Origin of the sequence: Achromobacter xylosoxidans A8, assembly GCF_000165835.1 — a bacterium.
In the GTDB taxonomy this organism is placed as follows: Bacteria; Pseudomonadota; Gammaproteobacteria; order Burkholderiales; family Burkholderiaceae_B; genus Achromobacter; species Achromobacter xylosoxidans_B.
Window position 1 is genome coordinate 3,350,124 of the sequence record NC_014640.1, and the last position, 19,865, is coordinate 3,369,988.

At 66.6% G+C, this 19,865-nt stretch carries 19 protein-coding genes; 8 read left to right on the forward strand and 11 right to left on the reverse strand.

Features of this window, described 5'->3' with window-relative positions; genetic code table 11:
• Nucleotides 1–10: 10 nt before the first annotated feature.
• The gene (locus tag AXYL_RS15530) at nt 11–913 is read right to left on the reverse strand and encodes a LysR family transcriptional regulator (protein ID WP_013393760.1); all 903 of its coding nucleotides are present in this window, start codon (nt 911–913) and stop codon (nt 11–13) included.
• Nucleotides 914–1,131: 218 nt separating this feature from the next.
• On the opposite strand from AXYL_RS15530, the gene AXYL_RS15535 reads away from it, so the two are divergent.
• The 4 genes from AXYL_RS15535 to AXYL_RS15550 are packed head-to-tail and all read left to right on the forward strand — an operon-like array spanning nt 1,132 to nt 4,961.
• Nucleotides 1,132–2,001 carry an alpha/beta hydrolase gene (locus tag AXYL_RS15535; protein WP_013393761.1) on the forward strand — a complete coding sequence of 290 codons (870 nt, stop codon included), beginning with the start codon at nt 1,132–1,134 and terminating at the stop codon, nt 1,999–2,001.
• A 38-nt stretch (nt 2,002–2,039) separates the two neighbouring features.
• Nucleotides 2,040–3,371 (forward strand): MFS transporter, encoded by a 1,332-nt coding sequence (locus tag AXYL_RS15540; RefSeq protein ID WP_041655598.1) that lies wholly within the window; start codon nt 2,040–2,042, stop codon nt 3,369–3,371.
• A 22-nt stretch (nt 3,372–3,393) separates the two neighbouring features.
• On the forward strand, nt 3,394–4,134 hold the full coding sequence (locus AXYL_RS15545) for an SDR family NAD(P)-dependent oxidoreductase (protein ID WP_013393763.1): 741 nt from the start codon (nt 3,394–3,396) through the stop codon (nt 4,132–4,134).
• 14 nt (nt 4,135–4,148) lie between these two features.
• Nucleotides 4,149–4,961, forward strand: a complete 813-nt coding sequence (locus AXYL_RS15550) for an SDR family oxidoreductase (RefSeq protein WP_085947871.1) — start codon at nt 4,149–4,151, stop codon at nt 4,959–4,961.
• Between the two features lie 52 nt (nt 4,962–5,013).
• Here the strand turns inward: AXYL_RS15550 and AXYL_RS15555 are convergent, their stop codons facing one another.
• The 7 genes from AXYL_RS15555 to AXYL_RS15585 form a co-directional block, all read right to left on the reverse strand.
• Nucleotides 5,014–5,235 carry a YMGG-like glycine zipper-containing protein gene (locus AXYL_RS15555; protein WP_013393765.1) on the reverse strand — a complete coding sequence of 74 codons (222 nt, stop codon included), beginning with the start codon at nt 5,233–5,235 and terminating at the stop codon, nt 5,014–5,016.
• Nucleotides 5,236–5,244: 9 nt separating this feature from the next.
• Nucleotides 5,245–5,652 carry a hypothetical protein gene (locus AXYL_RS15560; RefSeq protein ID WP_013393766.1) on the reverse strand — a complete coding sequence of 136 codons (408 nt, stop codon included), beginning with the start codon at nt 5,650–5,652 and terminating at the stop codon, nt 5,245–5,247.
• Between the two features lie 143 nt (nt 5,653–5,795).
• A complete protein-coding gene (locus AXYL_RS15565) occupies nt 5,796–6,518 on the reverse strand; it encodes an ABC transporter ATP-binding protein (protein WP_013393767.1) in 723 nt (240 codons plus the stop codon).
• On the reverse strand, nt 6,515–7,249 hold the full coding sequence (locus tag AXYL_RS15570; RefSeq protein ID WP_013393768.1) for an ABC transporter ATP-binding protein: 735 nt from the start codon (nt 7,247–7,249) through the stop codon (nt 6,515–6,517). The genes AXYL_RS15565 and AXYL_RS15570 overlap by 4 nt, the downstream gene beginning before the upstream one ends.
• Nucleotides 7,246–8,193, reverse strand: coding sequence for a branched-chain amino acid ABC transporter permease (locus tag AXYL_RS15575; protein WP_013393769.1), 948 nt, complete (start codon nt 8,191–8,193; stop codon nt 7,246–7,248). The genes AXYL_RS15570 and AXYL_RS15575 overlap by 4 nt, the downstream gene beginning before the upstream one ends.
• Entirely contained in the window at nt 8,190–9,053 is an 864-nt protein-coding gene (locus AXYL_RS15580; protein WP_013393770.1) for a branched-chain amino acid ABC transporter permease, read from the reverse strand. The genes AXYL_RS15575 and AXYL_RS15580 overlap by 4 nt, the downstream gene beginning before the upstream one ends.
• An 18-nt stretch (nt 9,054–9,071) precedes the next feature.
• Nucleotides 9,072–10,280: an amino acid ABC transporter substrate-binding protein gene (locus AXYL_RS15585; RefSeq protein WP_013393771.1), complete on the reverse strand. Its 1,209-nt coding sequence runs from the start codon at nt 10,278–10,280 to the stop codon at nt 9,072–9,074.
• A gap of 234 nt (nt 10,281–10,514) precedes the next feature.
• On the opposite strand from AXYL_RS15585, the gene AXYL_RS15590 reads away from it, so the two are divergent.
• The 4 genes from AXYL_RS15590 (at nt 10,515) to AXYL_RS15605 (ending at nt 15,540) form a co-directional block, all read left to right on the forward strand.
• A complete protein-coding gene (locus AXYL_RS15590) occupies nt 10,515–12,977 on the forward strand; it encodes a penicillin acylase family protein (RefSeq protein ID WP_013393772.1) in 2,463 nt (820 codons plus the stop codon).
• A gap of 126 nt (nt 12,978–13,103) precedes the next feature.
• Nucleotides 13,104–13,736, forward strand: coding sequence for a class I SAM-dependent methyltransferase (locus AXYL_RS15595; protein WP_013393773.1), 633 nt, complete (start codon nt 13,104–13,106; stop codon nt 13,734–13,736).
• A gap of 215 nt (nt 13,737–13,951) precedes the next feature.
• Nucleotides 13,952–15,199 (forward strand): sulfite oxidase, encoded by a 1,248-nt coding sequence (locus tag AXYL_RS15600; protein WP_013393774.1) that lies wholly within the window; start codon nt 13,952–13,954, stop codon nt 15,197–15,199.
• On the forward strand, nt 15,196–15,540 hold the full coding sequence (locus tag AXYL_RS15605) for a c-type cytochrome (protein WP_013393775.1): 345 nt from the start codon (nt 15,196–15,198) through the stop codon (nt 15,538–15,540). The genes AXYL_RS15600 and AXYL_RS15605 overlap by 4 nt, the downstream gene beginning before the upstream one ends.
• A gap of 20 nt (nt 15,541–15,560) precedes the next feature.
• On the opposite strand, the gene AXYL_RS15610 is transcribed toward AXYL_RS15605, so the two are convergent.
• From AXYL_RS15610 to AXYL_RS15620, 3 genes are all read right to left on the reverse strand, one after another.
• Entirely contained in the window at nt 15,561–17,996 is a 2,436-nt protein-coding gene (locus AXYL_RS15610; RefSeq protein ID WP_013393776.1) for a TonB-dependent receptor, read from the reverse strand.
• Between the two features lie 99 nt (nt 17,997–18,095).
• Nucleotides 18,096–19,112, reverse strand: coding sequence for a FecR family protein (locus tag AXYL_RS15615; RefSeq protein ID WP_013393777.1), 1,017 nt, complete (start codon nt 19,110–19,112; stop codon nt 18,096–18,098).
• 4 nt (nt 19,113–19,116) lie between these two features.
• On the reverse strand, nt 19,117–19,749 hold the full coding sequence (locus tag AXYL_RS15620; RefSeq protein ID WP_013393778.1) for an RNA polymerase sigma factor: 633 nt from the start codon (nt 19,747–19,749) through the stop codon (nt 19,117–19,119).
• Nucleotides 19,750–19,865 lie beyond the last annotated feature (116 nt).

Consider the following 19,865-nt stretch of genomic DNA (forward strand, 5'->3'; position numbering starts at 1 on the left):
AGGGTCCGGATCAGGCCGCCACGCCATGGCGCTCGGCAATGCGCAGCAGCAAGGCTTCCAGTTCCTGGAGGATGGGCCGGTGGTCGTCCACCCGCCGCACCAGGGCCGAGGGCATGGCGGGCAGGTCTATCTCCACGAAGGCGATCTCGGGCGTCGCGTAGTAGCTGGCGGCGCGCTTGGTCAGCATCAGCAGGCCCTCGCGCGTGTTCACGGCGGCGATGCCTTCGCGGATGGTGCGCACCACGGGGCCGTCGCCGATGGGTTTGCCTTTGGGGGTATGGCGCGGAAAGTGGTAGTCCTGCCATTCCTGGTTGACCGATCCCGGCACCATGCGCACCAGCCGTTCCTCGGCCAGCAGCTCGGGGTCCAGCAAGGTCGCCGCGGCAAACGGGTGGTCCAGCGGAACGCATAGCATGCGCTGGTCCCGCAGCACTATCGGCCCATGGCACAGGCCGTCCGCGCCCAGCGGCAAGCGACAGAACGCCACGTCGACCGAGCCGTCGGCCACCGCCGCGTAGTGGGTGACGTAGGTCAGTTCCACGAACTCCAGCTCCACGTTGGAATGCGCCGCCTTGAATTCCGAGACCAGGGGCCGGTATAGCTCGTAGAAGCCGCCGCCCAGGAAACCGATGCGCAGATGGCGCGGCTTGCCCGCGGCCTGGCGCTTGCAGTCGTCCAGCGCGGCTTTCAACATGACGACGGCCGGCCCCGCGCCCAGCTTCAGGGTTTCGCCCAGCGGCGTCAGCGCGACGCGGCGGCTGCTGCGCTCGAACAAGGGGGCGCCCAGCGTTTTCTCCAAGGCCTTGACCGCCTCCGACACGGAAGACTGGCTCATGTGCAGCGCCTCCGCCGCGCGGCCGAAATGCAGTTTGTCCGCGACGGCCAGAAAGCAATCGAATTGGCGTAGATCCATGGCTTCAGGGCACCTGAGGGGAAATTGACAGTTCTTCTATTAATCGGAAATAACGATTGATGGCGTGAATAATAGCGCTTGTTCGCGCGTGGCCCGATGGGCAGAATTCGACCTGTTCATAAAAGCTTAGCTCATTGATGAGCGACAAGGAGACAGGCATGAGTCCATCTATGCCAAACAGGTCAGGTCCAAAAGGATCGGCAGAGCCGATTGAATTCATGGTTGAAGGCGACCTGGTCCGCGGCACCTTCTACCTGCCGTCGAATGCCGCTGGTCCCGTGGCGGCGGTCGCGCTCGCGCACGGCTGGTCCATGGTGGCGGGCGGAGACCTGGAGGAGTACGCAGCTGCCGTGGTGGCCCAGGGCCTGGCCGCGCTGACTTTCGACTTCCGTCATCTAGGCCGCAGCGAAGGCATGCCGCGCCAGGAGATCGATCCGCAGCGGCAGATCCAGGACTTCCGGTCCGCCATTTCCTATCTGCGCCGGCGCCCGGAAGTGGACCGCGAACGCATCGGCATCTGGGGTAGCAGCTATAGCGGCGGCCATGCCCTGACGGTTGCGGCCATAGACCGTCGCGTCAAATGCGTAGTCAGCCAGGTCCCCACCACCAGCGGCTTCTCGGCCGCGCAACGGCGCGTGCGCTACGACAAGGCGCAGGCGCTGCAGGCCGCGTTCGAAGCGGATCGCGAGGCCCGCGACGCGGGCCAGCCGCCGGCCACGCTGCGCATGGTCGACGCCGACCCCGACGCGGCGGTCGCCTATCCGGGTCCGGATTCCTACAACTACATGACCGGTGAAGCGCGCCGCTGCCCGGCATGGGTCAACGAAGTCACCTTGCGTTCGCTGGAATTGGCTCGCGCCTATGAGCCCGGGATGTATGTGCGCCGCATCGCGCCCACGCCGCTGCTGATGATCGTCGCCACCGGCGACGGCCTGACGCCGGCCGACCTGCAGCAGGACGCGTTCAACGCGGCGCACCAGCCCAAGGAGTTGCTGCTGCTGCCTGGCGGCCACTACTCGGTTTACACGGAACATTTCGAACGCACCAGCAGCGCCGCGGCCAATTGGTTCGCGCAGCATCTGGGTTGAGACAAGCACGGATAAAAAAAATGACGACGACAATAATGATGGAGACACAGGACCGCCAACGCCGCCACGCTTCGCTGCGCGCGGCGGCCGTGGGCAATGCCCTGGAATGGTTCGACTGGACCTTGTACGGCACGTTCTCGGCTTATCTGGCCATGAACCTGTTCGATCCGTCTGACCGCGGTTCGGCGCTGCTGGCGACGCTGGCGGTGTTCGCCGGCGGTTTCCTGGCGCGGCCGATCGGCGGCTGGCTGTTCGGCCGCATCGGCGACCGCTACGGCCGCAAGTTCACCTTGGTCCTGACCATGTGCCTGCTGGCCTTGACCAGCCTGGCGATCGCGCTGCTTCCCACCTATGAGCAAGCAGGCGTGATGGCTTCGGTGCTGCTGTTCATCTGCCGCCTGATGCAGGGCTTGGCGCATGGAGGCGAGTCCGGCGTGGCCTATACCTATGTGGCGGAAATTGCGCCGCCGGCCAAGCGCGGATTGTGGTCCAGCTCGGTGTTCGTCAGCGTCACCATCGGCGTCATGGCGGCCACCGCGCTGGCGGCGTTGCTGACCTCCTGGCTGGGCAAGCCGGCGATGGAGGCCTGGGGCTGGCGCGTGGGCTTCGGCGTGGGCGCGCTGCTGGGCGTCTACGCGCTGTTCCTGCGCCGTAGCGCCAGCGAGAGCGAGGTGTTCGAACACAGGACGGAGCAGGGTGGCGCGCAAAAGGTCTCGGCCCGCCAGGCGTTCAAGATCGCCCGCAACATCGTGATGATCGCCGCCGCGTCCAACGCCACCTACTACACCTGGGTCACGTTCGCGCCGGCCACGGCCATCGCGACCAAGGGCATGGATCCATCGGGCGCCTACACGGCCAGCCTGATCGCGCAGCTGGTGTGCCTGTTGTGGCTGCCGGTGTGCGGCTGGCTGGCGGACCGCTACGGCCGCAAGCCCATGGTGATGGCTTTCGGCCTGGGCGTGGCGCTGGCGGTGTTCCCGGTATCGCACATCGTGACCGACCAGCCCTGGACCCTGTTCGTGGGGCAACTGATCGGGCTGCTGGTCTGGGCGCTCCTGGCCGCGATCTTCCCGGCCGTCGTGGCCGAGCAGGTGCCGACCGGCGCGCGCGCCATGGGCGTGGGCTTCATTTCATCGCTGTCGGTCGCGATCTTCGGCGGCACGGCGCCCTACATCAATGCCTGGCTGGGCGCCCAGGGACTGGACTGGGTCTATACGGCCTACGTGGGGGCGCTGGGCCTGATGGCTTTTGCGGGCGCCTTCCTCATCAAGGAAACGGCGGGCATGGACCTGAACGACATCCGCCTGCCAGGCGATGAGGCGGACGCCGCCACTGGCAACAAACCCGCCAAGCGCGCGGCATTCAACTGAACTTTCATATATCCATCATCACATGAGCAACATGAACTATCCGGATCTGGCAGGAAAAATCGCGGTCGTCACGGGCGCCGGGGGCGGCATCGGGCGCGCCATGGCGGCGGCGTTCCGCCAGCAGGGGGCGACCGTGGTCGCCACCGACCTGAACCTGGAAGCGCTGTCCGGCGTGGACGCGGATTGCCGCGAGCTGGACGTGACCCAGGCGCAAGCGGTGCGCGAGCTGGCCGACGCGGTGGCCGCGCAATACGGCGCGCTGGACGTGTGGGTCAACAACGCCGGTTTCATGGCCCGCATGCCCGCCCTGGACCTGGACGAGGCCGCATGGCAGCGCACCATGGACATCAATCTCAAGGGCACGTTCTTCGGTGCCCAGGCGGCCGCGCGGCACATGATTGCGCAAGGCAGCGGCGCCATCATCAACCTGTCCAGCTATGCCGGCGTCAAGCCGCGCCCGAACTGCGCCGACTATGCCGCTGCCAAGGCCGGCGTGGCCCACCTGACCCAGTGCCTGGCGCTGGAATGGAGTCCCAAGGGGCTGCGCGTCAACGCCATCGCGCCCGGATTCATCGAAACGCCGATGAGCAGCTGGATGCACGGCGATGCCGCCACCTATGCCGCATACGTCGAGCGCCTGCCGGTGCGGCGCGTCGGCCAGCCGTCGGAGATCGCCGATGCGGCGCTGTACCTGGCCTCGCAGGCGTCGGCCTATGTCACGGGCCACGTGCTGATGGTTGACGGCGGAGTCTCCAAGACATGAGGACCGGGAACGGCGTGGAATCGTATTGGACCGGAAAGGCGGCGGTCGTTACGGGCGCGGCGCGGGGGCAGGGCGCTGCCGAGGCGCTGCGCCTGCTGCAGGCCGGCGCAACCGTCTACGCGCTGGACGTCTTGCCTGATAGCGATGCAACCTGGACAGACCTGCGCGCGGCGGCGGGCGCGGATGCCGAACGGCTGCGCATCCGGGTGGCGGACGTGGCCCGCGAATCCGATTGGCTGACCTTGGCCGAAGAAATTTCGCAGGCCGGCGTGCCGCTCTACGGCCTGGTCAACAACGCCGGCGTGACTCTGCGCAAGACCGTGACCGAGACCACGCACGCCGAATGGCGGCGCCTGCTGGACATCAACCTGGACGGGCCGTTCCTCGCGATCCGCAATCTGGCTGGATTGATGCCGGAGGGCGCGGCCATCGTCAATACCTCGTCGACGGCCGGGCTCACGGGCTATTTCAGCGCGGCCTATACCGCCAGCAAGTGGGCCTTGCGCGGGCTGACGCGGGCGGCATCGCTGGAACTGGCGGGGCGGGGCATACGCGTCAACACGGTATGCCCGGGCCTGGTGGAAACGCCGATGATCATGCAGCCCAATGCGGTGCACGACGCCGGACGGGCGCGCCTGTTCTATGAAGGCAACCGCGATGCGACGCCGCTGTCGCGCGGCGCGGACGCCGACGAGATCGCGGCGGCGGTGATGTTCCTGTTGGGGCCGGAGGCTTCGTTCATCACCGGCGCGGACCTGCCGGTCGACGGCGGCATGACGGGCGGGGGCGTGTACTGGCGGATCGGCAAGTCCACCGGCAATCTGTAGCCGCAGTCCCGGGCGGCGGCCCGGGACGGGTCCAGACGCAGGCGCTGGAGGCTTAGTGCTTGTCGCCGTAGATGTTGCCGGCGATGCCGCCGGCGGCGGCGCCGATGGCGGCTCCGGTCCAGCCGCTGCCGCCCGCGATGGCGGCGATGCCCGCGCCGGCGGCGGCGCCGATGGCCGCGCCCGACAGCGTGCCTTGCTGCTTGGAACTCATATTGGTGCAGGCAACCAGCGACCCCATCATGAGGCCTATGGCAATCGATCGGATGACTTTCATGGCTGACTCCTAGCGGGCGCGCTTGGCGGGAGTGGCGGGAGCGGCTGGCGCCGCAGGCGCGACGATTTCAAACCAGAGCGTTTCCACCACGGGCCGGTCCATCCTGCTCGGATTGGCCGCATACCAGCTATCCAGGCTTTCGCGCACGGAGTCCAGCGTGTGGCTTTGCAGGCCCTGGGCGAAGCGCGGGATCAGCGTCTGGTTGGCCGCCGGCGCGCGGCGTTGCTGATAGGCTTGCTCCACTTGAATGATATTGGCCATGCCCAGCAGGTAGGCCTTTTTCAGGTTTGCGTCGGACTCCGTCCATTGCTTCCCGGTGATGATGGGCGCAGGCTCAGTGGGCGCGGCCACCACCGGCGCGGCGGCCAGCAATGACAGCGCAAGCGCTGCCGGACCTAACAGGTGTTTCACTTTCATCGCATCGCTCCTTGGTGGAACAAAAGACAGAAAAACAACCCAATGACGCCATTCGCGCCGCACGCTTGCAAGGGCCAGACGGCGGGCGACATCAATCAATTTAGGCTCGAAAGCAGGCCGGCGCAAGGGGCGCGGCGGGCGGATCAGATTCCCAGATAGGCCTGCCGCACCTTGGGATCGGACAGCAGCGATTGCGCCGGGCCGGAAAGCGCGATGCGGCCGGTCTCCATCACATAGCCGCGGTCCGCGCCCGTCAGCGCCAGATGGATGTCCTGCTCCACCAGCAGCACCGTGACGCCTTCCTGGCGGATGTCGGCCAGCACGCCCATCAACTGCTCGACCACCACCGGCGCCAGGCCCAGGCTCATTTCATCGATCATCATGAGCACCGGCGCCGCCATCAGGGCGCGCGCCATGGCGCACATCTGCTGTTCGCCGCCGGACATGCTGCCGGCAAGCTGGCGGCGCCGTTCCGACAGCCGTGGAAAGTAGGCGTAGACGCGCTCCAGGTCGCGCGCGACATCCGCCTTGCCGCCGCGGCGGTAGGCGCCCATCAGCAGGTTGTCCTGCACCGTCATGCGGTCGAACAGCTGGCGTCCCTCGGGCACCTGCACCATGCCGCAGGCAAAAGCCTCGTCCGGCGCCGCGCGCGACAGCTGACGGCCGTCCATCACGATGCTGCCGGTGCAGGGCAGCACCCGCGATAGCGCCCGCAGCAAGGTGGTCTTGCCGGCGCCATTGCTGCCGACGAGCGCCACGATCTCGGCGCGGCGGACTTCGAGCGCAATGTCGCGCAGCACAGGCAGTTCGCCATAGCCTGCGCTCAGCCCTTCCACCTTCAATAGCGGGGCGGCGGCGTCGCTCATGCGCGCCTCTTGCCCAGATAGGCCTGCACCACCGCGGGATCGGCCAGCACCGCGTCGGGCGCGCCGTCCGCGATTTTTTCGCCGTGATGCAGCACCAGCAGCCGGTCCGACAGGCTCTTGATGGCCTTGATGACGTGTTCGATCACCAGCACGCTGATGCCGCTGTCGCGGACTTTGCGGATGACCTCGATGACTTCGTCGATCTCGACCAGGTTGAGCCCGGCCATGACCTCGTCGCACAGCAGCACCTTGGGCTGCATGGCCAGGGCCTTGGCCAGTTCCAGCCGCTTGCGGCCCGGGCCGCCCAGTTCTTCGGCGCGCTGCTCCGCCGCGCGGCCCAGCCCGACGAAGTCCAGGCAGGCGCGGGCCTGCTCGCGCGCCAGCGCCAGCTTTGGCTGGCCGCCGCCGTGGCCGAACAAGGCGCCCACCGCCACATTGTCCAGCACCGACAGGCCAGGAAAGGGCCGCATGATCTGGAAAGTCCGGCCTATGCCCAGGCGGGCGCGGCGATAGGCCGGCAATCCGCCTATCGGCCGGTCCTGATAGAAAATTTCGCCTGCGCTGGGCGCCAGCGGGCCGCTGATCAGACTGACCAGCGTGGTCTTGCCCGCGCCATTGGGACCGATCAGGCCCAGGATTTCGCCCTCGGTCAGCGTGAAGCTGACCTGGTTCACGGCCACTAGCCCGGCAAAGCGCCGGGTCACATTGCGCAGGTCCAGGATCGCGCTCATAGCCGGTGCGCCCGTATGTTGTCGATGAAGTAGCGCCAGCCCGACTTGCGCGCGTGCCGCAGCAAGTCCGCCAATCCGCGCGGCATCAGCACCACCGCCGCGACGATCACCGCGCCGAAGAACAGTCCCGCCACGCTGGTGATCTCGCTGGACAGCAGTTCGGAAATGGCCGACAGCGAGAACGCGCCCACTACCGGACCCAGCACGGTGCCCGCGCCGCCGAACACCGCCATGATGATCATCTTCACGTTCAGGCTGATGTCGAAGGCGCTTTCCGGATCGAGAAAGGTGATCCAGTAGGCATGGATGCCGCCGGCCAAGGCGCTGAACACCCCCGAGATCGCGAACGCCTCCACCTTGTACAGCGTGGTGTTCACGCCCATGACCGCCGCGCCTTCTTCGTTCTCGCGGATCGCGATCAGTCCGAAGCCGAAGCGGCTGCGCGTAAGCCAGGCGACGGTCAGCGTGGCCAGCGTCAGCAGGCCCAGGGAAAGTTCATAGAACAGCGGATCGTTGTTCAGCGGCTGCAGCACCAGGCCGATGTTCTGCCCGGCCAAGCCGATGTTGGAGACGATGGCCGTCATGACCTGCGCCAGCGCCAGGGTGGCGATGGCGAAGTAATGGCCGCGCAGCCGCAGCACCGGCACGCCCAGCAGCACGGCGAAGACCACCGCCAGCGCGGCGCCCAGCGCCAGCCCGGCCGCGAAGGGCAACTCCCACTGCGCCATGGCGATGGCCACGCCGTAGCTGCCCAGGCCGTAGAAGACCGAGTTGCCGAAGGACGCGTAGCCGGCGTACCCGCCGATGATGTTCCAGCCCTGGGCCAGCACGGCCAGCAGCAGGGTATTGATGCCGAACTGCACCAATACGTCCGAGCCATACCAGGGCACGCCGGCCAGCACGGCCAGCGCCAGCAATGCCAGCAGCAGGCGCGGCGCCTTCATGCCGCTCTGCCCAAGAGGCCGCTGGGCTTGGCCAGCAGCACCAGCACCAGGATGCCGAAGCTGGCCACGTCGGCGTAGGTGGGGCCGACGTACAAGGTAGTCAGCGATTCCACAATGCCCAGGAAAAGGCCGCCCACCATCACGCCCAGCGGGTTGTCCAATCCGCCGATGATGGAAATGGCGAAGCACTTTGCGGTCAGCGTGGCACCGATGTAGGGATTGATCTGCGAGACCGTGCCGTACAACCCGCCCGCCGCGCCCGCCAACGCCAGGCCCAGGCCGAAGGTCACCGCGTAGAGGTGGCGCGGCTCCACCCCATAAAGCCTGGCCGCCACCAGGTTCTGCGCGGTGGCGCGGATGGCGCGGCCCAGGCGGCTGTGCAGCAGGAACAGCCACATGCCCAGCGTGATCGCCAGCGCTACGCCGAAGGCGGCCAGCCGCGCCATGGGCAAGGTGACGGGACCCAGCGCGTAGCTGTCGCCGGCATAGGGAGGGTTGATGGTGCGGAAGTCGGCCGAGAATGCCAGCTGCGCCAGATAGGTCAGCACCACCTCCAGGCCGAAGGTGATGAGCAGCGTGTTGAACATGGGCGCGCGCACCACCAGGTTCAGCAGGCCGCGTTGCAGGGCGTAGCCCAGCAGGAACATGGCGGCCGCCGTCAATGGCAAGCCCAGGAAGGGATCGACGCCCGCGTCGTTGTACAGGTACCAGGACGCGTACGCCCCCAGCATGATGAACGCGCCATGCGCCAGGTTGACGATGTTCAGCACGCCCCAGACCAGCGCCAGGCCTTGCGCCATCACGGCATACAGTCCGCCCAGGAGTATGCCGTTGACGAGGATTTGCGCGAGCAGATCCATCCTGTCCTCCGGCCGGCCCTAGCGCGCGTTCCAGGCCGGCATCGGGTACTTGGGCTGCGTGATGAAGCCCTTGGCGCCGTAGACCGCGGCCAACTGATCACCTTGCACCTGGATCACCACCTGAGGCAGGTCGATCTGCCCCTGCGCGTTGAAAGCGACGGGGCCGTACAAGCTGTCGAACTTGATCTTGGCCAGGGCATCGCGCACTTGCTGCGGCTTGGCGCTGCCGGCGCTTTCCATGGCATAGACCAGCGCTTCGACGTCGGCCACGCCGGAGGCCGCGTGGTAGTCCGGGTCATAGCCGTACTTGGCCTTGTAGACGCGGGCGAATTGCTCGGCATCGCCGAACCAGCGGTCCTTCAGTGCTGCCGAGGGCAGCCAGGCGGTCATGCCGAAAGCGTAGTCCGCGTCGCGCCCCAGCGCCTTGCGGAAATCCTCCGACGGCACGCCGACGGTGAAGGAATACATCTTGGGCGCGACGGCCAGGCTCTTGGCCTGGCGCACGAAGTTCAGGATCTCGGTCTCGTGTCCCGCCACCAGCACCGCGTCCACGTTCTTGCTCTTGATCTGCGACAGCAGCGAGTTGAAGTCGGTGGCGTTGGTGCTGTAGCGCTCGTCCATCGCCACGGGCAGTCCCGCCGCCTTCAGCAGTGGACGGGTACCCTGGGCCACCGAGACATCGAAAGCGTCATCCGCATACAGCAGCGCCACGCTGGCGGGCGCGGGCTTGAGCGCCTTCAGCATTTCCACGGTGCTGCCGAAGTAGTTGCTGGCCGGCGCCAAGGTGCCGAAGATGTACTTGAATTTGCGCGAGAAGATCTGGTCCGAGGCGCCGCCGCCCTGGACCATGGGCACTTTGTACTTTTCCGAAACCGCCGAATCGGCCAGCGCGAAATTGCTGGCGAAAGGGCCCAGCAGCAGATTGGCCTTGTCCTGCGTCACCAGTTGCGTGTACTGCCGCACGCTCAGATTGACGTCGGACTGGTTGTCGTAGATCTTCAGCGCCAGCTTGTGGGTGGCGCCGCCGATCTTGACGCCGCCTGCGGCATTGATCTGGTCCACCGCCATCTGGTAGGCGTCGCGGTAGTAGCGACCGGTATTGGCGACGGGGCCAGTCAGTTGAACGGAAGCGCCCAGCAGGATATCGGGCGCCGGTGCCGCTGCCGAGGCGGCGCTGTGCAGGGCCAGCGCCAGGACGGGCAGGGCGAGCAATAGTCTCCGAGACATGATGATGTCTCCTGCAAGTTCTTATGCGGTCCATTCTCTGCCCCTGCGTTTACGTCTACCTGAACCGTGCCACAGCCCGGTACTGGTTACATATTCTGACTAAGCTGATCAAATGAAACAGCGTTCCACGAACCCGTGATTTGGCTGTACATATTGTTGGCGGTCGCTTCGGGCGGCATGGCCCCCTCGAAGCCGGCAGGCAGATAGAAGACAGATAAATCCGAGGAGGAGTCAATGCGTACGTTCAATCGCAAGGCCGCCGCATGGCTGGCGAGCGGGCTGATTGCAGTGCTGGCAGGCTGCGCGTCGCCCGGAGGCAAGAAAGAAACCGTAGACATGAAGGGGCTGTCCCAGCCCGTGGAGATCGTGCGCGACCGGCATGGGGTGTCGCACATCTACGCGCAGAACCAGGATGACCTGTTCTTCGCGCAGGGCTTCAGCGCGGCGCGCGACCGCCTCTGGCAGCTGGACCTGTGGCGCCGCCAGGGCGAGGGCAAGATGGCCGAACAGTTCGGCCCGCGCTTTGTCGAGCAGGACCGCGCGGCGCGCTTGTTCCTGTACCGCGGCGACATGCAGGCTGAATTCGCCAGCTACCATCCGCAGGGCAAGGCCATCCTCACGTCGTTCGCTGCGGGCATCAACGCCTATGTCGATTGGGTCAAGGCGAATCCCGAGCAGATGCCGCCGGAATTCAAGCTGACCGGCACCGAACCCGGCTACTGGAGCCCCGAGACTTCGCTCATCCGCATCTACGGCCTGACGCGCAACCTCAGCGAAGAGGTCAGGATGGCGCAACGGGTCGCCGCCCTGGGCCTGAACGCCGTGCAGGGACTCAGCACCTTCGAGCCGCCGCTGGCCCTGCAGGTGCCGGCCGGCCTGGACGTGCGCCAGATCGACAACACGGTCCTGGCCAACTACAACCTGGCGCGCAACGGCCAGAAGTTCGTCGCCGCCGACTTCCCGCGCAGCCCGCTCGCCGCCGCCGAACGCGAGAAGCTCGCGCGCGAACTGTCGGCCAGCATGCTGGCCTCGCTGGACCCGGCTTTCGATCCCACGGCGACCCGTTATGAAAGCAATAACTGGACCATAGGCGGGCAGCACACGGCCACAGGCAAGCCCATCCTGGCGGGCGATCCGCACCGTTCCATCACGATGCCGTCGCTGCGCTACATGGTGCACCTGAACGCGCCCGGCTGGAACGTGATCGGCGCCGGCGAACCGGCGCTGCCCGGCGTGTCCATGGGGCACAACGACCGCATCGCCTTCGGGCTGACCATCTTCGCCTTTGGCGACGAGGAAGACCTGTACGTCTACGACACCAATCCGGCCAGGCCCGACGAATACCGCTATAAGGGCCGCTGGGAGAAGATGCGGCAGGTCGACGAATCCATCCCGGTGCGCGGACAGAGCGCGGCGGTGCGCCAGCTGAAATTCACCCGCCACGGCCCGGTCATCCATGTGGATCCTGTACGCCACAAGGCCTATGCCTTGCGCGCGGCCTACCTGGAATTCCCCGGAACCGCGGCCTATCTGGCCAGCCTGCGGCTGAACCAGGCGCAGAACTGGAACGAATTCGTCGCCGGCATGGAAAAGCACTACACGCCCAGCGAGAACATGGTCTACGCCGACGTCGACGGCAACATCGGCTGGTTCGGCGGCAGCATCGCGCCGATACGTCCGCGCGCCGACTGGTCCGGCATGCTGCCCGTGCCGGGCAACGGCGATTTCGAATGGCGCGGCGTCCTGCCCGGCAATGCGCTGCCGCGGGCCTACAACCCGCCGGAAGGCTACGTCGCCACCGCCAACGAGTACAACCTGCCGGCCGACTACCGCTACAAGGACATGTCCGCGCGCACCTGGGCGGAACCCTACCGCGTGCAGCGCATACGCGAGGTGCTTGCCGACAGCAAGGGCCAGACGGTGCAGGCTTCGCAGGCGCTGCAGTATGACAATCTGTCCATCCCGGCGCGTACCCTGACGGGCTACGCGAAATCGCTGAATTCGGCCGATTCCGGAACCTCGCAGGCCTTGAGCTTGTTGAAGGACTGGGATGCGCGGGTCGGCACCGAGTCGCGCGCGGCGACGGTCTACGAGTTCTGGCTGCCCGAGGTGGTCAAGCGCGTGACCGAGCTGTATGTGCCTGCCAACGGCCGCGCCGCGTTCGGCAATCTGTCCACCGCGAAAACGCTGGAGAAGCTGGCGACGCCGGACAGTGCCTTCGGTCCGCAGCCGCAGCAGGGCCGCGATGCGCTCCTGCTTGAGGCGCTGAACGACGGCATGCAGAAGCTGCGCGCCAAGCTGGGTCCGGACTCCTCGCAATGGCAGTGGGGCAAGCTGCACCACATCCAGTTCGAGCACAGCCTGGCCAGCTTCCTGCCGCCGGCGACCGCCAACGCCTACGGCACGCCGCGCTATCCGGTCAGCGGAGATAACGACACGGTGCATCGCGCCACCTTCCGCGCCAGCGACTTCCGCCAGATCAGCGGCTCGTCCTACCGCCAGGTGATCGACGTGGCCGACTGGGATAACTCGCGCGTGCAGAACGTGCCCGGGCAGTCGGCCGATCCGCGCAGCCCGTACTACCAGAACCTGCTCAAGGACTGGGCGACCGGCGAGTATTTCCCCATGGCGTTCAGCCGCGCCAAGGTGGATAGCGAGAAGGCCGATACCTTGAATCTGCGTCCAGCGCCGCGCTGATTCAGGCGAGACCGCCCCTGGTCGAATTGACAAGGGTGCTTACCGACGGTTGCGTGCGTGCATGGCCTGGCGCAGTTAAGGTTTCGGGGTCGCACGGAATTCCCGATCCAGGAGACTGAGGCCCCCATGCATTCCACGCAATCCTACAAAACCGTTGTTCCGCGCAAACCTGCAGCCAGCTCACCGATGGGCTGGCTGCGGGAGCGCACGCAGTTCGTCCGGGCGCTGTTGTCCAATCCCGCCGCCATAGGCGCGGTGGCGCCGTCCGGCCCGGCGCTGGCGGCGGCCATTACCGCCTGCATTCCGCCCAGCGCGGGCAAAGTCCTGGAGCTGGGTTGCGGCACGGGCGTTTTCACGCGTGAAATGTTGCGCCGCGGGGTGGACCCGGCCCGCCTGGTGCTTGTCGAACAGGACTCGGCCATGAGCTCCAGTTTGCGGACGCAGTTTCCAGAGGCGGCGGTGCTGCAGGTGGCCGCGCAGGACCTTTCCCGCAAGAGCCATCCGGAGCTGGACGGGATCGGCGCCGCGATTTGCGGCCTGCCGTTGCGCAACATGAGCCAGGCGCATCATCACCAATTGCTGGCCGCCGTGTTCGATGCCTTGCCTGCCGAGGGATCGATGGCCCTGTTCACCTATGGCGTGCGCTGCCCGATATCCACGGGCGTGCTCGAGGCTTGCGGCCTGCGGGCGCGCAAGGTCGGTTTCGTGCCGCTGAATCTGCCGCCGGCCTCGGTGTACAGCCTGGCCCGGCAGGTCTAGGGGGCGGCCCGGCAGGCTCGCGGCTTGCCCTAGCCAAATGAACTAGGGCCGCGTATTGCAAATAACTAATTGACACGAAAGGGTCGCTCAACCAACATCGCAGGCATAACTATTGGCGGCCTGGGACACGTGGGTGCGGGGTAAACAGCCACGTTGAAGCAGGCCGGCAGGGTTCGGGAACAACAACGATTTCCGACCCCAACGAGGAGACTGCGATGCGTTCATCCCTGATCGAGAGCGCGGCGCGCCGGCGCCTGTTGGCCGGCGGCGCGAGTGCCTTGGCCGCAGCAAGCTTGGGACGCGCGGCCTTGGCCGCGGAACAGAAGGCGGCCCCCGGCGCGGCTGCGCCACCGGCTCCGGCCTCCGCTGCCAAGCCATTGCCCGCCTACGCGGCGTGGAAGCAGCCCGACGCGATGATCGTGCACAGCGCCAACACCATAGAAACGCGGCGCGAGGCATTCGGCAGCGGGGTGGTCACGCCTTTGCGCCAACTCTATGTGCGCAACAACCTGCCGCCGCCGGACGAGGCAATCGTGGCCGATCGGGACGCGTGGACCATCGAGATCGCGGGAGTGGCCAAGCCCATGTCCCTGAACGTGGGGCAACTGAAGACCATGGGCTTGCAGACGCTGGCGATGGTGCTGCAGTGTTCGGGCAACGGCCGCGGCTATTTCCCGAACAAGCCCAGCGGCACGCCTTGGCAGGTCGGCGCGGCCGGCTGCGTGATCTGGAGCGGCGTGCCGGTAAGCGTGCTGGTCGAGCATTGCGGCGGATTGGCGGCGACAGCCGTGTACATGACCGGCACCGGCGGCGAAAAGCTGCCGGACGGCCTTGATCCGAACATGGTCATGGTCGAGCGTTCGGTGCCCAAGGAAGCGATGCGGGATGCGCTGCTGGCGTGGGAACTGAACGGCGAGCCGATTCCGCTGGCCCACGGCGGCCCCTTGCGCCTGATCGTGCCGGGCTACACCGGCGTGAACAGCGTCAAGTACATCAAGCGGCTGGCCTTCACCGAAAAGGAAAGCCCCGCCGCTATCCAGCAGACCGGCTACCGCCTTGCGCCGCCGGGCCAGAAGGGCGATCCCAGCCAGCCCTCGGTGTGGGCCATGGGCGTGAAGTCGTGGATCAATACGCCCAATCCGGCCGCTGCCACCCTGAAGGCCGGGCGCGTGGTGGTGCAGGGGGTGGCGTTTGGCGGCACCAACGGCATCAAGCAGGTCGAGGTTTCGACCGACGGCGGCAAGAACTGGCAGAAAGCGGAACTGGTCGGCCCGGACCTCGGGCGCTATGCCTGGCGCCAGTTCGCATTGCCGGTCGAGTTGGCCGCCGGCGAACACGTGCTGGTCAGCCGGGCGACCGATACCGAGGGTAGGGTGCAGGACGAGGAACGGCCGCAGAATTCCGGCGGCTACATCAACAACGGCTGGCGCGATCACGCCGTGGCCGTGGCGGTCAAGGCATGACGGCGAAAGCCCTGGCATTGCCCTGGAAGCACGCGTTTTGCGCAGCATTGTTGGGCACCAGCCTGCATGCCGGCGCGCAGGCGGCCGAACCCGACATGGAAGCGGGGCGCGCCTTGTTCGTCGGCGCGGCGCCAGCCTGTGCGCTTTGCCACACCTTGAATGACGCGCAATCCAGCGGGGCCATCGGTCCCAAGCTCGATGAGATCAAGCCCGACGCGGCGCGCGTGGAGACGGCCATTCGCAACGGTATTGGCCAGATGCCGGCATATACGACTCTGTCGGACAAGGAGATCGAGACGTTGGCGGCGTACGTGGCCAAGGCTAGCGGCGCGCAGCAGTGAGCCGACCCGGCCCGGCAGACCTAGAAATCGACCGACGCCGACAACATCACCGACCGCGGCGAACCCAGGCGCAGATATCCTTCGGACGCCGACGACCAGTAGTCCTTGCCGAACACGTTATTGATGGTCGCGCGCAGGGTGACGGGATGGTCGAATGCTCGGGTGGCGTAGCGCATGCCCAGATCCCAGCGCGTCCAACCCGGAATGCGGCGGCTGTTTTCCAGGTTCTGGTACTGCCAGCTGGTCGACAGGGCGCGCGCGCTCAGGGTCAGTCCGGGCGCGAACGAGGGATCCCATTCCATGCCGATATTGGCCATCCAGCGCGGCACGCCGACGGCGCTGTTGCCATCGGTGTCCGGCCTGGCGCTGCGGATCATCGTGGGCTGGATGTAGGTGATGCCGCCCAGCAGACGCACGCCGCGCGCCAGTTCGCCGTAGGCATTGAACTCAACGCCGCGGTTGCGCTGTTCGCCGCTCATGTCGTAGCGGGTCACGCCGTCACTGACCGTCGTCAGGCCGGAAGGCTGCTTGATCTGGAACAAGCCCAGCGTTGTCGTGACCGAGCCGAAATCGACCTTGACTCCGGCTTCGATCTGCTTGGTCTTGATGGGGGCGAAAATCTCGCCCGCGTTCGAGGTGCCGGCCGGAGCAATGGGGCCGGCGCTCAGGCCTTCTATATAGTTCGCGTACAGCGAGACATCGGTCCACGGCTTGACCACCAGGCCGAAGGCCGGCGTGACGGCCGATTTGTCGTAGCTGGAAGTCTCCTGGCCGGTGGTGTAGCTGTAGTTGGTCGCCTTCACCGTCTGGTAGCGCAGGCCCGCGGTGAACTGGATGCGATCATCGGCAAACGAGAGCGTGTCGGCCAGCGCGATGGTGGGCAGCTTCAGCAGGGAAGTGCGCGGCGGCGAGCTGGACAGCCCGTCGATCGAGGGTTCGGGGATCTGGGCCGGATCGTAGAGGTTGGACGGCGACATGCCGAAGATGTAGTAGTCGTAATAGCCGGCGCGCTGCTCGAAGGTGGAATAGCTCAGGCTGACTTCGTGCCTGACCGGGCCGGTACTGAAATTGCCGCGCGCGCCCCATACCGTGGAAACGTTCTGTTCATAACTGGGCCAGTAGTACGGGCGCATCATCAGTTCGCCGTTCTGGCCGACCACGATGGGGTCGGCATACAGGTAGCGGTTGTTGCTGCGACGGTAGCCCACGCCGCCGAATACGGTCAGGTGCGGGGTGAGGTCGTACTCGGCGCGCAGCACACCGTAGTTGTCGCGCGACTTGGCATAGCCCCAATCGGGCGAATAGCCCTTGGACGCATCGGGCGCGCGCGGCACGGGCAGGCTGTCGCCGAAGATCAGCACGCCGGAATCGCCGGGCCCATCGATATTATTGGTCTGGTGGCCGGCATCCAGCGAAACGCGCAGCCGCTCGCCGCGATAGTCCAGCCCGACCACCGCCACGCCCAGCTGGTTCGATTGATGCTGGACCGCGGTATCGCCGTCGCGGTACGAGCCATTGAAGCGGATGCCGAATTCCTTGTTCTCGCCAAAGCGCCGCCCGATGTCCACCATGCCGCCGAAGCGGGAATCGGATTGATAGGTCGCCGTCAAGCGTGTGAGCGGATCGTCGCCGGCACGCTTGGCGACGACGTTGATGCCGCCGCCCACGCTGCCGCGCGGGCTCATGCCGTTCAGCAGGGCAGTGGGGCCCTTGAGCACTTCCACGCGCTCGACGCCGTCCAGCGCGATGGTGCGCAGCGGCAGCATGCCGTACAAGCCGTTGAAGGACACGTCCTGGTTGCGCACCGGAAAGCCGCGGATCTGGAATTCGTCGCCGGTGCCGGCCACCGAGCCCTGGCCATCGTTGACCGTGCGCACCGAAGCGTCGTTCGCCAGCACGTCGGCGATGGAGTTGGCTTGCTGGTTCTGGATCAGTTCGGCGGTGTAGCTGGCAATGTTGAACGGCGTGTCCATCACGTCGCGTTCGCCCAGCAGGCCGACGCGGCCGCCGCGGGCCACCTGGCCGCCGGCGTAGGGTTCGGGCAACTGCGAGTTTCCGGTCACCAGCACCGGCGCCAGTGTGGTCACGGCCGGGGTTTGGGCGGCGCCCGTCACCGCGTATCCGCCGCCGGGCGTGACTGTGCTGGTCAATCCGGATCCCTGCAGCAGGCGCGACAGCGCTTCCCGCACCGACATGCGACCGGACACGGCCGGCGCCTGATGCGCGGCGATCTGGGCGCCGCCCGCCATGATGGGAGTGCTGGTCTGGCGCGACAGCATGTTGAGCGCCGTGTTTAGCGCTTGGGCAGGCAGGTCGATGGCATGAAGCTGTTCCGACGGCGCCTGAGCGTGGACTAGTGCAGGCATGGCGGCCAGCGGCATACTCATGACGCCCGACAACGCCAGGCGCAGCGCGGAACGGCCCAGGAACGGCCGGCAAATACCGGATTGATGCATTTCAACTCCGTCTATCGAGAAAATCGCCGCCCGGTGGCGGCGCTATCGATACAGAAGACGGATGAGACGCGGAAACGGAGACACCTGACCGAAAAAAAATCAGCGCAGCCGTAATACGACATCGCCGTTCGCCTGCGATTCTGCGCGCAGCGGCAGAATCGCTTCGAGGAGAGCCGCCGCGTCGCCGGCATCGGCGCTGCGAAAGCGACCGGTCAGGCGCAGGGCGCTGACCTTCGGGTCAGCGGCCGTCAGCGGCTGCGCGCGAAATGCGTTGATGGCCGGCAGGGCCTCGTCCAGGCGCTGGTTGTCGAACCACAGCCAGCCATTGCGCCAGGCCGCGATGCTGTCCGGATCGATGCGCCGCACGGGGTCGACTTCGCCGTTGCGCCAACTGACAGCGGTATTGGCGTACAAATCCAGGGGAGGGCCGCCGCGCGCCCAGGTGTACCAGCGGGCGTCGCGCGGAGCAGGGCGGAAGCGCACATGGCCTTCCTCCACGGCGAGGGAGACGACGCCGCCGCGGTCGCTGACCGTGAACACCGTGCCGACAACCTCGACCTCGCCGCCGCGGGTACGGACCCGGAACGGCCGGCTGGCATCTCGGGCCACCGTGAACAGCGCCTCGCCATGGCTGAGTTCCACCACGCGTTCGTCGCGGTACAGGCTGACGGCAAGCCGCGTGCGGGCGGCAAGGTCGATCCGCGTTCCCAAGCCGCCGCCGTCCGGTTGATCTGGCACCTGAGCCTGGGATAGTTGGCTGGAACCCGTTTCATAGGACGCCTGATACAGCGGCCGCCGCCAGTACCAACCTGCGCCCAACGCGGCCGTACAGGCGCCTGCGGCCGCCCAGCCAAGCAGCGCGCGGCGCGACAGCCTGCGATCGCTGGCGGTGGCGATGTCCTGGTCGAACCGTGCGCGCATGTCAGGAGCTACGGCGGCAAGCAGCTGCCAGCGCCGCATGGCCTCGACGTAGGCGGCCTCGTGCTGCGGCGTGCGGGCGCGCCACGCGGTCAGCCGGGAGACTGCCTGGCGGGCGCCGCGCTCGGTGGCGATTTCAGCGGTGGCGATCAGCGTAAGCGCCTGATCGATGAGCGCCTCGTCGGGGGCTTGCTGCATGGGGTCAGTTGCCGCCGTCCGCGGCTGGCCCGCGACCAGGCTCCGGACGGTCCACGGCCGAATCGGAGTCCAGGTACAGATTGCGCAAGGCATGCGAACAATCCAGCGTCGCGCGCACCAGATGCTTGGCAACCGCGGCCTCGGTGATCCCCAACTGTTGCGCGATCTCGGCGCGGCTGTGGCCATATGCCCGGAACAGCAGGAAAACCTGCATCCGCCGCGCGGGCAGGGACGCCAGCACCGCCGCCACGCGTTCGACCATCTGGCGTTGCGACACGACTTGCTCGGCCGAAGGCGCCATGGCCTCGGCTTCTAGCGGTCCATGCAGGGCCAGCCAGTTCTGCGAGACCTTGCGTCGACGCGCCTCGTCGATGCAGAGGTTGTGGGCGACGCGGAACAGCAGGCCGCGCAATGATTCGATCGCCGGGCCGTTCTTGCGGGCGTTGTTCAGGCCATTGGCGTAAACGCGTTCGAAGCTCGCCTGGGCGATATCGGCGGCGTCATCCGGATTGCGCAATTGATAGCGGAGGTGCCGCTGCAGGTCGCGGTAGTGGCCGAGCAACTCGTCGACGAACTCGCGTATCGTCGTGGCGGCGGCGGACCGTTCGGCGGAACGAACTGGGGGGGAGGCGGACATCGGGCAGGGAAAAACCGGCTTCGATCACGACAGCGCGGTTACGGGCATGACCAATAATGATTCCCATTATTGTTAATAGGATGCCGGACTGCAAGCGATCGTTTACCCTGCGGCTC